The following is a 14,661-nucleotide window of genomic DNA, read 5'->3' on the forward strand; positions in this document are numbered from 1 at the left end:
TTTTCAATGCCGAATTAACTAAGGTTGAATAGGTTGTTATTTGTACAAACTGCTATTGAAAAATAAGATGGGAAATAGGCTGCTTGCAGCCTATTGATATGACGTGATTATTGTTGAAAAATGATTTTGTAGGATGAATCACTCAATTGCTCTATAATCGCTGAACCTGATTTCAACTTGCCATCACTCATCACAAGCGCCGCTCGTTCTATTTCTGGTTTTTGCTCAAGCACTTGAGATGGCGGAAAAGGGACATCTCTTGTTGATTTCTCTGTAGGTGCATAGAGTATTATTGGAATCATGATTATAGAAAGAATGCTAATAGCGAGGACTTGCATCGTTTGCTGTCGCATTTTAATTCTTTTACTGATGATGACATAAATTTTTTCTGCTATTTGCTTGCAATGCACTGAATAGACAATATGAAAAAGTATCACAAAAAATATGATAAGATAAAACAGCGAAGACCAAACTCCTTCAGATTTAACCCAATCATCGACACTAAATGTACCATAATAGCTGAAAAACAGACTCACATTATGGCTATTAAGCACTCCTACTACCCATAATACCCAAGCAAGCATGGCCAACCCATAAAAGGGGGCTAATGTAATTTTATAACCTTTAATAGCCACCCACTTCAAATAACGCATGTATTTCATGCCACTCCCTCCTCTATATTTCTTTCAATCCGTTGTGCAATTTTATCGGCTACTCGATAGGCGGCATGTAATTCACTAATGCCCTCGGCCTTCATAATATCGGCCCGTTCTTTTTTCTCGTGTTTCTCTGTCATGGCTAAAGCTAAGGATATGGGTGGGGGGACATTACGAAAAAGTGATTTGACGGTATCCGATAAAATAACCCCTTCTGTATATTTACCGCTTTCTTTAGTCGCCGCTAACAGCATCGTTCTTTCTTCCTCCGTTAGCTGCTTAAACCGTGCTATTTCATCAATCTCCTGTTTGGGGCAAACCATCGCAATCCACCATTCAAACATGGCCAATAGTTTTTTAGCGGCATTAGGAAAGTCACCCATATTTTGAGTGGCTAGCCACTTCCACGCGCCCAGCTTACGCCACATTTTAACGATCTTAACGATATAGGGGGCTAATAAGGGGTTAGTGGTAATTAGGTGGGCTTCATCCGTAATAATCAGGGTTTGACGCTCAGAATACTCTTCACGCTCAACGATGGTATTAATTTTATTCATTAATGACATGTACGCCACCGTCAGCTGATCCTGGTAATCTTCCTTAGCCAACGTGCCTACCTCAAATATTGTCACATCCGCTTCAGGCCAATTTTCACCTGGTCGATTAAAAAAGCGGCCCGCCATGCCTGTACAAAATATCTGTATAGCATTGGACATATCCTCGGCACGCTCTCTTAATTTTTCTGATGTTTCAGGGTCTCTAGAACGTATCAGCAGTTCATTCGCCACATCCTCAGTCAACACTTGTTGCTGAACAGGGGTTGGTTTTTTACCTTCTCGTTCCAGTTGTTTGAGGGCTTCCCATTTCCTTTTTGATGCATCAATAATGGCATTACGGATGATCATGCGATCCGCACGGGTCATTCTTTCTTCTTCTTTAAGGTCACCACCCGTAATCATTACCCTGGCAGCCAACTCCATTTCACCTAAATAATCTGGCTGTTCGGAATCATCATCTGCATCCTGAAATGCTTCAATCTCTTTATCCATCTCTTCAAATGGATCTTTATAATCTAATTCTTCTGACTTTCTATTTTCTTCCTCAATGGCCAGCATTTTAAAGGCATCGGCAAAGGGCGGTAATGACACATCAGATTGCGGCGTCACTTTAATCGTATGAACTGTCAGCCCTAATTCCCTAAAATGTTCACCCAACAGTTTGAATGAGCCACCCTTTTCAATGATGAACAGTCGAGGCCGATAAACAGCCATCATATGCCGTACCTTAGTCACCAGACTGGCTGATTTACCCGAACCTGGCGGTCCGACAAAAAAACCAAAGGCATTGTTGGTTCGATCCTCTTTGTTTAGGGGATCAACAAATAACGGCTCTGCTCCTCGATTAAAAAACGGCAACCCAGGATTACCCGTGCCTCTTGAACGGCCATAAAAAGGAATAATTCTGGCTAAATGAGAGACAAACATTAAACGCTCTAATCGAGCGGCTTTATCACGATGGTGCTCGTAATTCATCGGCAAGTGGCGTATATACGTATTAATCGATAACTGCTGATTGCGCTCAGCAACCGGGTGAAACCCTTGTGAATGCAAAATGGCATTGGTGTCGTTAATTTTTATACGCAGATCCGATGGGTTTTTGCCTTTAACCAATACTGTCATGACGGTGGGGTAAAGCTTATCCCCATGCGCCATTAATTCTGAAGCCCTTTTCGCATCACTTTCGGCTAACTCCGCTTCAGCACCGCCACCTTTTGCTGAGTTTTCGATTTTTTTAACATGGTTTAATATGTCATCTTGGGGTTTGATCACAATGGTCATGATAAAAATGGTGTTCGATGGCAATTGATCAAAAGGCGCTAGCAACTTATCCCCGATACGCCGTTCAGCGGTTAGGTGGCCTATGTCGGGTATCCGTTTGAGTGTGTCTATGGTGATGGCTTTATGCAGGTGGTTATCAAATACCAGACAATCGTTCTTTGTCTCAGGCTGTTTCAGTAACAACATTGCGCTGAAATCCAGGCCAATCGGCATTTCCTCGTCACCGGGATACGGTACCATTTCGACTAGTTTATCGAGGTCTTCTCCGGCCAACTCTGAGTTGGGATTAAACCAACGTAGCAGCCAGGTATAATAATCAATCCCACCGCATTGCCGTAATGTAATGCCAGCCGAACGCGCTTGACTCTTCAAACGATCAAGCATTTCATTCAATTCTTCAACAGGATTATGCTCAGGCGCTTGATTACGCTGGCGACGATAGATGAATAACCGTGTTCTGCGAATTTTCCCAAACCAAGGGGTACCAGATACCGCCTCATCCAAGAAATAGCCTTTGGGATTACAAACCCGACGGTAATGTGCAGCAAAGTCTTTTAGATAGTTTTGGGTATACTCTGTGTTACGAATATGCTCTGGAATATAGGCTTCAACCCCTTTGATCACATCAGTAAAGCTATTATCATCTTGCGTATAACTCTGGACTATCCACGGATTATCCTCTTCAGGAATACAACTCAGAAATATCCGAATATTGTCCTCTGTGTCTTTAAAAAACTTTTCATTCTTCGCTTCTGTAGAAATAGCCGTCACTTCCAGCATCGCGGCGACAGAGATACCATCCTCTAATAAAAACAATTTATGTTTAGAACCAAATTCTACCACGGGTAGATGATTGGCAAACGGTTCTGGCCGTTTATACAGTTCATCGACCTGCTTATTCGTCAGCGTATTAAATGACTCGTGTGCTGTTTTTTTTCCGAATATTTGTTTAAATATCGACATAATTATTTTTCACAATTAATGATGTGTTAACGAGATTTTGGAGAGACGCTAACCTGTCGCAGGTACACCAGCGTGACGCCTGGGGAAGGCGTCGGAAATGAAGTCAGTTTATTCCCACCCCACAATCTCACCGGGTAGCGCATAATGATTTTTTTCATATAAATCAAATGCCGTGGTATAGGCCGGTACTGCTGTCCCATTGCGTGTAATATGCGGAAATACATGCATAATTAATTCAGGGTTTGGTAGCTTTGGAAACGCTTTTTTATGTTTATGGAGTTTGGCATTGACATGCACCGAATTATCTCGAATATCTCTGGCAATTTGATGACGAATAGCTAACCCATCACCATATGCCTTGTTTTGATATACCTCCTTCATCGATTTCATGTCATCACCAAAAATATCTTCACTCGTGGTAACACAGCCTTGTAATACGACAACTGCACTAATCAAGGCCAATTTCACTAGCAGTGGCTGTCTGATCATAGAAAACCTTCCTACCTTCTTTGTCATAATCAATTTCAATGGCATCTTCGACATGCACAATGACCTCTTTACCAGGTTCAACGGCCACTACATCAAATGACTTCTGTTGCCGTTCCAATAACCATTTGCTGACTTCACTGGTGGAGCTGCTGATAGCACTCCCCAGCGCATATTGATTGACGTTGCCTGACACGGTGGTACTGGTATTACCAAATGGCCCCGAGTTTTGTGTTGTTTGCTTGGCTTTATAGGCTTCACCAGCTGCCTGAAATGCTGCTAATGCCACCCGCTGAGAGATAAATGCCCCAGCATTGGTCTTCAATTTTCCTGCAATACACGGAACACCGCGCTTATCACTGATATAGCCAATGGGACTCTTGTTCTTAGCATCCTTAGTGACAATACGGCCATCCTGGAACACAAACGTCGCGGACGTGAGTCGTACACTCACACATTTTAGGTTCCAGTCACCCACGGCATGGCCTGACCAAATCATGCCTTGCAGACCCGGTATACGAATCCCATTGGCTGCCAGGTTGTCATTCCCCATCAACAGTTTGACAGGGTAAGGGTCTTGGGTTTGCCCATTAACCGGGATTCGGCCAATTAAGGCTGTCATCGCGGTTGCATCAAATAGCGTGGAGTTTTTCGGAATGGTGTATACCGGCACGACGGTTTTTTCTTCAGCGTTTTTTTCCTTTTTGCTGGATGAAAACGAATATTTTTTATTTAAAAACCGCTTTTGATCCGCCACGTTTCCTTTTTCATCCAAGGGCGTTACATCAATGGGCTCAACCCAGTAGCCGCTCCCTGTCGCATCTGATTTCAGTTGACTACCATACTGATTCATATTTTCTTGGACCTGATCAAACCCAAAATTGGCGGGGAGGCCATTTTTACCTATTTCAGACTTGGTATTGTCTAGGTCAGTATTAATATGGCTTAGCTGATTTTTTAATTGTTTGTTCTCACGGCGAAGTCGTTCCACTTCTTTTTGGTTTTTTTGCTGCACCACTCTCGCCTCTTTTTCAATCGAGTCCATCCGCTTGGAATAATTATGTAGCGTGGATTTGAGTGATTTATTATCATCGATCACCCGATTCATCGCTTCGTTGTTCTGTTCTGTTTCCGCTGTCAGTTGTCGTATTGTGTCAATGGTGCTATCAGCATCGGGTTCCCTTTTCGGTTTTGCCGCCCCTGACTCACCTTTGTGGACGGTAATTGCATCCCCTTTGTTGATAAAAACGACAACTGCCATTAATAATCCAACAGCGCCCAACCCGATGAGTAATTTATTCGCTTTTAATGCAGCCATTAGAAATTTACCCCGCTGTACTCATGCTGTGAAATGACATACAACGTTGTTGTATCTCTCATGTCACCACGGGGGTATAACTGAAAATGTTGTAGTGTGGCCGCCAGCCATTGACCCCGAATTACATTAAAATCCAGATCAATCACTTGGTTTGATTGACTCTGCAACTTGATTGCCGTGACATAAAAGTTGCCACCCGACCAGGCTGCAATCGGGGTGGCTTTAACCCGCTCACCACGAATGATCGAGACAGGCGCTTTATTCACTGGCATACGCTGTATCGCGGGATCACTGGGCATTAACCGCTCAGGCGCATACAGGGCTTGGGAGGCATGACGTGTTAGCCGTACATACCAATCGACTTTCTTTTTCTGACTCAGCTTTGTTTGTTTTTCAATCGACTCTTTGGCTTCTTTTTCTACCACTTCAGGCGTCACGACTTGAATATCGCGCTGCCTGACGGCTTTTTTAGCCACCGCCGATAAATCCAATAAATAAATTTTATCTGTCTCAAGTTCATGTACACGAAAGCGGGTTTCTGAAAATGTTGCAGTAGCCGTGATATATAACACCCCATCCGCAATAGTGTGTTTAACCTTCCCGCGCAGATCATTGGGGAACCACACTTTTATTTTTTCAGGAAAACTTAATAATTTTTCTTTTCCGACTGCCAATGTCACTTTGATGGGTTTTTTATCCCAAATCACCCGCATGGTTTCTGCTGCATTGACCTGCCAATTGACCGCCAATAGGAGAAGACACACTGCTAGCCGTTTATTCATGATTTCCTCCGAAATGGCTGCTTTCTTTCGTCTTTTTTCAATTGTCTGGGGGCATCATGGAAGCAATCAATCGCCAATTGCCAGGGGTTTTTAGCCACATCAATTTTGTATTTCACTACTTTGAGTGGGTATTGCACATAAATATGTTTTATCCGTTTGCCGTTGACTAACTCTGTCACTTCAAAATCAATCCAGGTTTTCCACGTTGTCGAACTCACCTGTTGAACTCTTGCCGATTGATAGCCCCGCCCCTCGATTTCGGTAATAATCCGTTCACGCCCTTTCAGTTCTCCCCGCAGGGATTTACGGTTCATGTCTGCTTTTAATTTCTTTCTGCATTCTGGCGTAAAATAGCCCTGAAACCGATATATATTGCTGCTATAGTCTTTTGCGCCATCGTTGGGCCAATGGTGAAGCTTTTGAAACAAACCATACGCAAAGTCATAAATATTGGGCTTGTAATTTTTACCGACCTGCAACACCCCACCCTCTCGAATATTAGGGGGTACGCTGAGTTTCTGGGTTTTTTCCGCTTCTGTGTAGCTGTAATACAGGACACCACAAGCCCCCATTAAGAAGGCAATGACCACAAACTGTATTGTTGTTAATTTTTGATACCCACTGAGTGTGTCACGGTATTTCATTGCTATTGCCTTCTGCCGGTGTCATACGTTTTCTCTTCAAGCACAAAAATTTTTCGTTTAAACCCTGTTTTCTGTAGAAAAACATCAATCTTGATTTGTAAATATCCAACCGGGCGATTTCGTTTTACTTTTTGTAATGTGCGCGCAAACAACGCCACGAATAAAATTGCAAATGGAATTGAACAACCGATACCACTGATAGCTGAGTCTAAAAATTTATAGGTCAGGGGAACACAAACAAACAATCCCGTTACAATCCCTATGCCACCCAGCATAAATATTTCTGAATAACACAAGCCTTTCAAGACCAACGGTTCTTCGTTTAAGCGCTGGGGAACTAAGTCCCCTACCTCCCGTTCCCCACTACTCATGCTTTAGGCCGCCGGTCCGGTTGTCAGTACACCTTGACCCAGGTTTACTAATAACACCCCGACAGCCATCACTAAGCCAGTCACAACAGCCGTTACCATGAAACCACCCCAATCTCGATTAGGGCTATTTACCGTTTCGTATAAGCTTTTAATTAATACATAGGCACCAACCAAAAACATAGCCGCCCCGATAAAAAGAAACATTATGTCAAAGGCATCTTTACCGTAATTTCCAAAGGTTTGAACGTAGTTATCACCATCTCCATCGCTCGGTTCACCGGCGTCTGGAATGTCAGCTATCGCTCTGGAGGTATTAAATAATACAAGTCCGGAAATGATGGGAATATTGGCTTTTTCCCACAGGTTGGGAACGATTTTTTTCATGTTTTTTCCTTATGATGCTAAGACTAAAATCAGTGTGACAATGAATGAAACTCTGCATAATGCGATGCCAATATCACCCCATTTTGATTCTCCCGCGGATATTGTTTTTAATAATGCCATGCAAGCATAGCCACCCCATGCGAGAATTAATGCGGCCAGTAACGAGGTAAAAAGCCATTCAAATGCACTCATGTCAGCCCCGGTGGCAGCTGAAAATGCAGCTTCTTGAGAGGCAACGATTTCACCAACATCTTTGCCCTTAATGCTCACGCCGTCTAATGCACTACTGGCGGCTGCAACCCACGTAATTAACATTAATAACCACCCTTAACGGGTTCAATATCACCTAGCTGGCGTGGTTCACGTAGTGGCCTATTTAAATACCGAGAAATTCCCCCTTTAATTTTGGCTATATCATTTTTCAAGGCTTGATAATCAAATCTAAAACGTGCCTCTTTTGAGGATAAGCGTTGCGCTTCTTTTATTTTGCTCTCAAGAAAAACCAGCTCTTTTTCTAGCGTACTTAATAATGCTCGCTCTTGGGCGCTGTCGGCGTAGGCAATAAAAGGCACCGCTAATAATAGAATTAGCAAATAATTTCGCATGAATTTTTTCTCCTTCGGTCACTTAATTATCAGGACTGATAATATGAATGTCCATAGCGTTATCTTTCATTTTTCAATGCCGAATTCTTTTAGAGATATTTCTTCATTTTCTCAAAGAGTTTGCGAACCACTAACCCCAGTGAAATCGCAAAAGGTACGAATATAAAGAAAGGGCTTACTGTCACCGGCAAGCTTAAATACAGCATTGTAAAAATAAAAATGACAGGCTTAAAGAATGATTTGGCAAAGCTGAACACCATACTGGATTCACGGCCACCGCCCCATTTTCTGAGGTCTCGCTCAACAATGCCGTCAGTCATTCCAATCAATATGGCTAATAACACGGCGGGTATAGATAGGGTTAATATTAATAATCTAACAACAAATAATTGCGTGGATGAAAGCGCCGACTCAATATACGTTTGCCCTGTTGACGAGGCTGATTGTAAATTCACTTCACCGAACAGTGAAGCATCGCTCGCGTACTCATTGTATAGTGACTCAATATTGCCAAACAATTGATGACGCTGACTGAGTAAACCTTGCAAGCCACTCTCGATCACCACCACCTGATAAATAGCCGATGCTTGGTGCATGACAAACCCTTTGGTATCCCCAAAAAATGGGTGTTGACCAATGGTGTCTTCTAAATAATTTAATTCGGCTATTACCATTCCTTGCGCATGGTGCGGTTCGTTTGGCCACCAAAAAGCCATGCCAATCCACTCAATAATAATATTGATGAATAACGAACCCAATAAGGTGAGAAAAAGATAAAAAATAAAACTAATGGTTGAGCCAACCATGCCTTTGCGTTTTTTATCATAATCTTTGACATCCTGTTGTTCACTTGCCATTTATGCCGTCCTCACTGCGCCCCAATCTACGTTAGATTGGTAAGTTTTCTTCATGGCATCCATCAAATCCATTAAATTGGGTGGCATTGCTTCGCTGTCTTTTTTACTCGCCAATGGCATCCGGATTTTGTATAACTGGCTGCCATTGAGTAGCGCAAAGGCTTGGCCCTTCGGCAATGCATTAATATCGGCGGGCGTTAACATCGGGACTTTTTCCGCACTGATCCGGTCTTGGTTATTACTGGTAAAACTGAATTCACCTGTCGCGGTATCATTGACGCCACTGACCGTCATCAAGCTTTTGACTTTGACGGTGGGTAACTTTTCAGTGATCACTTCAGCTGTCTGTGTGTCAGTTACCCGGAACATAATAATCGTGCCAATATTGCCAGCGATTTGCCCGGCTTTGAATTGATCCCCTAAACTGGCGGCAATATCATTCCATGTTTGGGTATACAACGTTAATTGATAACCGGCCCCACCAGACTTATTGACCAACGTAATAAATTTTGGTCCCAGTAAGTCACTGAACTCATCCCCATGAATAGAAATACTCGGCACTTCGCCTTTTTTCTTTTTATTTTTGAGGCCAGAATTATAGCCGTTTTTATAAAAATACCCGGCGAGTGAGGTTAGATCACTGAACATCGACTCACCTACAACATTGGCTACCTCTGGGTCAGTTAAGGCATCCAGCCCGACATAGGCAATCCCTCGCCGTTTAACCAGCTCTTCCCAATCCAGTATGTCGCGCTTATCGTGTTCATCGGTATAATTTGGCGCAATTAAGGGGGCAATCGTGCCTGTCGTGAGCTTTTCTAAAAAGGGTCCCAGCGCCACTGACAACTTATCAAAATAGGTTTTTTCCATTTTGAAGGCGAATATTAATCCTTCCAGGGTTGGGTCAAAAATATTATGTTGTTTAACAAAATTGACGATTGCAATTGCTCGGTCATTACGCCCCTTGAATTCGTCTTTATCTTTGTTGGTTAATTTTTGTTGTATCTCACTCACCAAGCCTTCCCATTGATCACCAAACGCCTTGTGCTCAGATAAATACTTCTCACCATACTCAATCAGTAGTGGATCAATATCCCGAATATAACGCCGAATACTGGTATAGTTAGGCCGTTGGCCCAAGTCAGTTACGGCCACCGCAATGATATTCACAAACTGCCAGCCGAATTCCTTAAAAGCCGCTGAATTACCCCCACCGGGTAATTGGTTGGCAATCCGTGAAGCCACTTCGGTAATTCGCGAAAATGAACCCACCGCGTTATAGCGGCACGATAGTTCAGGATGCCCCAAATGAAATACATAAAACTGATCTAAGCGACCCGCGCGCTTGGCTTCTAAATACATGCGCTTCAGTAAATCGGCATCGCCTTTAGGATCAAGGACAATCACCACATCCCCACGATGAATATCTTGTGTAATCAACACTTCCGCACAACGCGTTTTACCCACCCGTGTTTTACCTGGCACAATGGTATGGCCGGTTCGCTCGCTGAGACTCATCATCACATCGGTTTCTTCTAAAGCACCGACACCGTGTAATGCCGGTTCACCACCAATGTCGGGTAAGGGTTTAAATGGATTGAATGGATGACGTGATCGCAATAATTCAGCTAAGGGTTTTACGTGTTTTTTTTGTTCCCACTTTATTTCTTTTCTTCTGGCCCATTCGTAAGTCGCACTGGGTTTGGTGTAATCGGCATTATCAGTGTCTCTGACTTCATACATACGTTGGGTGTGCTTTTCTTGCCAGCGAAACCCTTTGCCTAAAAATAATTGGTAATTGCTGACGGGAATATCGCCCCCCGATATTTCCCAATACGGCACTTTCTGTAAGCCTTTCTGGTATCTCACAATCTGATAGCCTTGCCTCGCGCGATGTAAGGCCCATAGCGAGGTTGCCGAACCTAACCCATAGGCAACTTGGGTTGGCACCATAAATAAGGCAGGAGACGCCAGTAACACCGCTGATGAACACGCCGTGGTCAATGCTGAATATAACTCGACAGGGGGCCTCAACAACGTTTCAACCGTGTATTTATTGCTCATTGCTCCACTCCATATTTGGACACAACCGCTGGGTAATGCCTAATACCCAGCTCTCTGGCAAGTGAGTCACCTGATGCCACAAATAAATTAAGCCCCTGGCCGACGGCTTTTAAACGCTGCACGGATGCTTCGCTATTCGCATTGACGATCAATCCAACCGCATGATTTTTTTTGAGTACGTCATAGTTTGCTTGCATCCACTGGGCTGATACGTTGTCGGTCCCTACAATAAAAAAAGGGGTTTGCAGCCAAAAGAAATTGGCTTTTTTTGGCGTTACGCGGCCTGGCGTTAACGATGCAGTGATAAAGGGGTAATTAATTGTAATCGTTTTATCGGCGTTCGATTTAGCGATGGCCATGGCTCGGCCAATCGATAAATGGCGACTCATAATCCCTTCTATCGGCTGGGTAGGACCCACCTTGCCAATCACGACCATGCGATTGTTTGGCGTTTCTGTGGGTTTTTGTAAGAGTTCGGCTGATAATGACGTAGAGAGTATGCAGGTGAATAAACTGGTTAATACAATTTTTTCCACTGTTGTTTGAACCCCTTTAAATAAATGGCTGCATTTTTTAATTGTTTAGGTGTTTTTCCCGGTGAATGGTATTTCTTAACGGCTTGTTGCCAATCACCTGTCGTGTCATGCATTTCTTTAAGGTACGTGGCCCCTGCCACTAGGTTTTTCATGGGATCCAGTGCGTCCCAGGCACTACGAAACCGGTATTTATGCCACCGCCAATTCACCTGCATAATGCCTACATCACAACTGCAATTGGGATCATTTTTTAATTCATTAAGTAGATTTTGGTAGGCGGCTTGTCGTGTATGAAAACGTCGACTCTCCCCCCTTACATTCAACGTCCACGGCCAAGGACGACTGACATTGACATGCTTAACAGGTACCTTCCACCGGCTTTCTTGATTAGCAATGGCATACAGAACGGATGCCGGTACACCCACCTTTTTCGCCACCTGCAGATAAGCCCCCGGTATATCTTCTGCGTGACACGGCGTAGCCATCACCCAGGCCACAATCAATACTCCAGTACGCATGGCTATAAATAGGTTTCAGGTAGGATTTCGACTTTTCCCCTGGCCTGTAGATACAGTTTATCGCCACCCAAGTGCGTTAATTTTTGATAAGTGCCATTATCAATATTTAAGGTAATTAATTTGCGATTAACTAACTCGGTTGGGATTTTCTGTTGAGTGGCCCAGTCAATAATCGTGCGTTTGTTTTTTGTGTTCAGAATGTAAAAATCTACACCGGATAACCACTGTGAGCCCGCTTTACGAATTAATTTTTGAATTGTGTAACGACAGTCTTCACAGGCTAAATCAACAAAATAAATGGCTCGGCCTTGTTCCTGGTATTGTCCTCCACTTAACATATTTTCAAGCGGAGATTTTAAAAACTTCGAATTATCAATGGGCAATAGATCTGGATACATTTCTTTTTGCGCTTGGTGAAAAGCACGCTGAAACGCTAACTCAGAGGATACCCGAGCCGACTCCACTTCAACCTGCAGCCTGGCATATTTCCTACGTTCTTCGTCGCTCTTCGCGTCTAAACCCAGCACATGGGTGGGATCAAGTGTGGAGTACCAGGTTCCTTTGGGGCCTTGGAGAATTGTTTCATAACGCTGCCATTCTGAAAGACTTAATCCCCATTGCGTCGCTCTTATTTTTTTTTGCTCAAGGGTTTGTGTGGCAGAATATTGTCCATTCGATTGACTCATTTGTGATTGAACCGCTTCCGTTGCATATAACGGCTGGGTTGCCAAGAGTAACCCGGCAATTAAAGGCTTTATAACATTCATAGTTTTACGCTCCGTTTTACCCGCTGCCCATTGCGTTGATGAATAAACGTCACTTGCATCTGTTGCATATTGACTGAACTCACCACCCACTGGTTAATCACACTGCCCACTTGCACCATCTGCACGCCACCCGGTGTCATCACGCCGACATAGTGAGCATCCCCCCATCGATCAATGGCGCTCACCTGGTAGGGAAACGAATAACGAGGGGCTCGATAAGTTTTTTTAACGATTGTTGGCGTTGGTTGAGTGGCTGCCTTGGCATGTAATTTTTCTTGATTTTCTAACGCTTCCAATCTGGATTTTACGCTTTCAAATGCTTCAATCTTTTTCGATAAACTGGTTAAATCTGCACGCAGGGTACCTAAATGGTTTTCTGCGGTAGTGACCGTTTGTTCTAGGTGTTGCAGTGCATTATCAACCGTTTTGAGCTGTGCTTGATGACTACCCTCTTGCTGTTTTAACTGCGCCACACCTACCGTGACATCATCAAGGGCATTTTTTACCTGGGTTAATTGCGATAATTCAGCATATTCAGGTGTTGGTGCAGGGTTAGCCTCAACGGATTGCTCACTACAACCACTGACCAGGCAAGCGGACGACATTAACCACACCATTGATAGTTTATAATTCATGCCACTACCCTTGATTCGTCTTGTTTGCATTACGCCAGAGGGCAAAGTGCTCTTTCACAATCTTTTTCGCTTGCCCTTTCGTGTGTTGTTCTATTACAGCCACAGAAGGAATTGATAAGGTCACACCAGGCCGGAGGTTATTGAGGTTTTTACTGTAAAAAGCCATGGGATTGGCTTGATAAATAGCCACTTGCACTTGATCCAATGATAAAAAACTCCGCACATACCGCTCTGCTATTTTTGACAGCGAATCCCCCGCGTTAACTAAATAGTGACGGCTATGTGGGGTATAGCCCTGTTTTATAGGGATGGTTCCGCTTTCCACAATGGCAACAGGCATTTTTCGTCGTAAAGACCAACTGACCTTGGCTTTAGCGAGGGTATTTTTATCAATAAAACGTTTAAAATCCGGTTTGATGGTGTAGCCAATTTCCCGAATAACAGGATTAATCGCCAACTGATAGCCATCACCTGCCAACACGTTTAATACATCTTCTAATGTGGCTGGGCCAATTCGACGATGAATAGAGGGCAGTTTTAAACTATATAAACTAAATAAATAGGGATTATGTTCAGAAGGCTGTTCAAGACGGTAGCCTGAACGCATTAATACCCATTCAAGTGCATCGCCTACCGTTTTCACTTGAGAAGGAAAACGCATATTGACCATGACCGATAATAAATGTTGTTGATCGGCAGTTGGCTCAGCTTTTTGAAGGGTATAACGGTCGAGTCGTACTACTTTGTCTGCATGAGATAAGCTAATGACGCAGCTCGCCATTAGCGCTGCTGCTATTTTTTTCATTGCATTATGTTTCCTCAATTGTTGTTAACTTTATTATTTACAATTGATCAACAAACACAATAGAGTTATCTTTCATTTTTTAATGCCGAATTCTTTTTGGCAAAAATTGATTCGACATCACGTCATTAAACTGTTTTATATAAGTCGTTGTCGTTAGCAACTACGAATAAGCGGTTTATATTCTTTCGTTTCTTCCATCACGGCATAAATACCCGCCAGTATACAAGCCTTAATGTCATCTGGTTGAGGTAAACAACCTAAGTCGTCAGCCGTTAATGACTTCTCTACCCATTGGCCACAATGGGTCCAATAGCGAATTAAAAATTCTTCAGACGCTATCTCAATACTGTATTCCCACGCTTTACCATTGATGCGCTGATCTTCTCTGGTCACTTGATGCCACATAATTGTTCCTATAAAAAAGGGGATGTT

The 14,661-nt window shown here is 43.3% G+C and carries 18 protein-coding genes; all 18 read right to left on the reverse strand.

The window, feature by feature from the left end:
• Positions 1 to 107 precede the first annotated feature (107 nt).
• Positions 108 to 662, reverse strand: a complete 555-nt coding sequence (locus OQE68_RS28680; RefSeq protein WP_180569841.1) for a hypothetical protein — start codon at positions 660 to 662, stop codon at positions 108 to 110.
• Positions 659 to 3,457 (reverse strand): conjugative transfer ATPase, encoded by a 2,799-nt coding sequence (locus OQE68_RS28685; protein WP_180569842.1) that lies wholly within the window; start codon positions 3,455 to 3,457, stop codon positions 659 to 661. The genes OQE68_RS28680 and OQE68_RS28685 overlap by 4 nt, the downstream gene beginning before the upstream one ends.
• Before the next feature lie 108 nt (positions 3,458 to 3,565).
• Positions 3,566 to 3,946, reverse strand: coding sequence for a TIGR03751 family conjugal transfer lipoprotein (locus tag OQE68_RS28690; RefSeq protein WP_180569843.1), 381 nt, complete (start codon positions 3,944 to 3,946; stop codon positions 3,566 to 3,568).
• A complete protein-coding gene (locus OQE68_RS28695; protein ID WP_180569844.1) occupies positions 3,906 to 5,261 on the reverse strand; it encodes a TIGR03752 family integrating conjugative element protein in 1,356 nt (451 codons plus the stop codon). Before OQE68_RS28695 ends, OQE68_RS28690 begins: the two co-directional genes overlap by 41 nt.
• The gene (locus tag OQE68_RS28700; protein ID WP_180569845.1) at positions 5,261 to 6,043 is read right to left on the reverse strand and encodes a TIGR03749 family integrating conjugative element protein; all 783 of its coding nucleotides are present in this window, start codon (positions 6,041 to 6,043) and stop codon (positions 5,261 to 5,263) included. Before OQE68_RS28700 ends, OQE68_RS28695 begins: the two co-directional genes overlap by 1 nt.
• On the reverse strand, positions 6,040 to 6,687 hold the full coding sequence (locus tag OQE68_RS28705; RefSeq protein WP_180569846.1) for a PFL_4703 family integrating conjugative element protein: 648 nt from the start codon (positions 6,685 to 6,687) through the stop codon (positions 6,040 to 6,042). Before OQE68_RS28705 ends, OQE68_RS28700 begins: the two co-directional genes overlap by 4 nt.
• A gap of 2 nt (positions 6,688 to 6,689) precedes the next feature.
• Positions 6,690 to 7,058, reverse strand: coding sequence for a TIGR03750 family conjugal transfer protein (locus tag OQE68_RS28710; RefSeq protein WP_180569847.1), 369 nt, complete (start codon positions 7,056 to 7,058; stop codon positions 6,690 to 6,692).
• A 3-nt stretch (positions 7,059 to 7,061) separates the two neighbouring features.
• Positions 7,062 to 7,442 carry a TIGR03745 family integrating conjugative element membrane protein gene (locus OQE68_RS28715; protein WP_180569848.1) on the reverse strand — a complete coding sequence of 127 codons (381 nt, stop codon included), beginning with the start codon at positions 7,440 to 7,442 and terminating at the stop codon, positions 7,062 to 7,064.
• A gap of 9 nt (positions 7,443 to 7,451) precedes the next feature.
• On the reverse strand, positions 7,452 to 7,757 hold the full coding sequence (locus OQE68_RS28720; protein ID WP_180569849.1) for a DUF3262 family protein: 306 nt from the start codon (positions 7,755 to 7,757) through the stop codon (positions 7,452 to 7,454).
• Positions 7,757 to 8,047, reverse strand: coding sequence for an integrative conjugative element protein, RAQPRD family (locus tag OQE68_RS28725; protein ID WP_180569850.1), 291 nt, complete (start codon positions 8,045 to 8,047; stop codon positions 7,757 to 7,759). Before OQE68_RS28725 ends, OQE68_RS28720 begins: the two co-directional genes overlap by 1 nt.
• Before the next feature lie 89 nt (positions 8,048 to 8,136).
• Positions 8,137 to 8,904: a TIGR03747 family integrating conjugative element membrane protein gene (locus tag OQE68_RS28730; protein WP_180569851.1), complete on the reverse strand. Its 768-nt coding sequence runs from the start codon at positions 8,902 to 8,904 to the stop codon at positions 8,137 to 8,139.
• Positions 8,905 to 10,968: a type IV conjugative transfer system coupling protein TraD gene (gene traD, locus OQE68_RS28735; protein ID WP_180569852.1), complete on the reverse strand. Its 2,064-nt coding sequence runs from the start codon at positions 10,966 to 10,968 to the stop codon at positions 8,905 to 8,907.
• On the reverse strand, positions 10,965 to 11,504 hold the full coding sequence (locus OQE68_RS28740; protein ID WP_180569853.1) for an integrating conjugative element protein: 540 nt from the start codon (positions 11,502 to 11,504) through the stop codon (positions 10,965 to 10,967). Before OQE68_RS28740 ends, traD begins: the two co-directional genes overlap by 4 nt.
• Positions 11,486 to 11,989: a transglycosylase SLT domain-containing protein gene (locus tag OQE68_RS28745; protein ID WP_180569854.1), complete on the reverse strand. Its 504-nt coding sequence runs from the start codon at positions 11,987 to 11,989 to the stop codon at positions 11,486 to 11,488. Before OQE68_RS28745 ends, OQE68_RS28740 begins: the two co-directional genes overlap by 19 nt.
• A gap of 35 nt (positions 11,990 to 12,024) precedes the next feature.
• Positions 12,025 to 12,789: a TIGR03759 family integrating conjugative element protein gene (locus OQE68_RS28750; RefSeq protein ID WP_180569855.1), complete on the reverse strand. Its 765-nt coding sequence runs from the start codon at positions 12,787 to 12,789 to the stop codon at positions 12,025 to 12,027.
• The gene (locus OQE68_RS28755; protein ID WP_180569856.1) at positions 12,786 to 13,424 is read right to left on the reverse strand and encodes a hypothetical protein; all 639 of its coding nucleotides are present in this window, start codon (positions 13,422 to 13,424) and stop codon (positions 12,786 to 12,788) included. Before OQE68_RS28755 ends, OQE68_RS28750 begins: the two co-directional genes overlap by 4 nt.
• A gap of 4 nt (positions 13,425 to 13,428) precedes the next feature.
• A complete protein-coding gene (gene pilL2, locus OQE68_RS28760) occupies positions 13,429 to 14,229 on the reverse strand; it encodes a PFGI-1 class ICE element type IV pilus protein PilL2 (RefSeq protein WP_180569857.1) in 801 nt (266 codons plus the stop codon).
• A gap of 153 nt (positions 14,230 to 14,382) precedes the next feature.
• Positions 14,383 to 14,634: a hypothetical protein gene (locus tag OQE68_RS28765; protein ID WP_180569858.1), complete on the reverse strand. Its 252-nt coding sequence runs from the start codon at positions 14,632 to 14,634 to the stop codon at positions 14,383 to 14,385.
• Positions 14,635 to 14,661: the final 27 nt, after the last annotated feature.

The sequence above is a fragment of the Spartinivicinus marinus genome (assembly GCF_026309355.1).
Classification (GTDB): Bacteria; Pseudomonadota; Gammaproteobacteria; order Pseudomonadales; family Zooshikellaceae; genus Spartinivicinus; species Spartinivicinus marinus.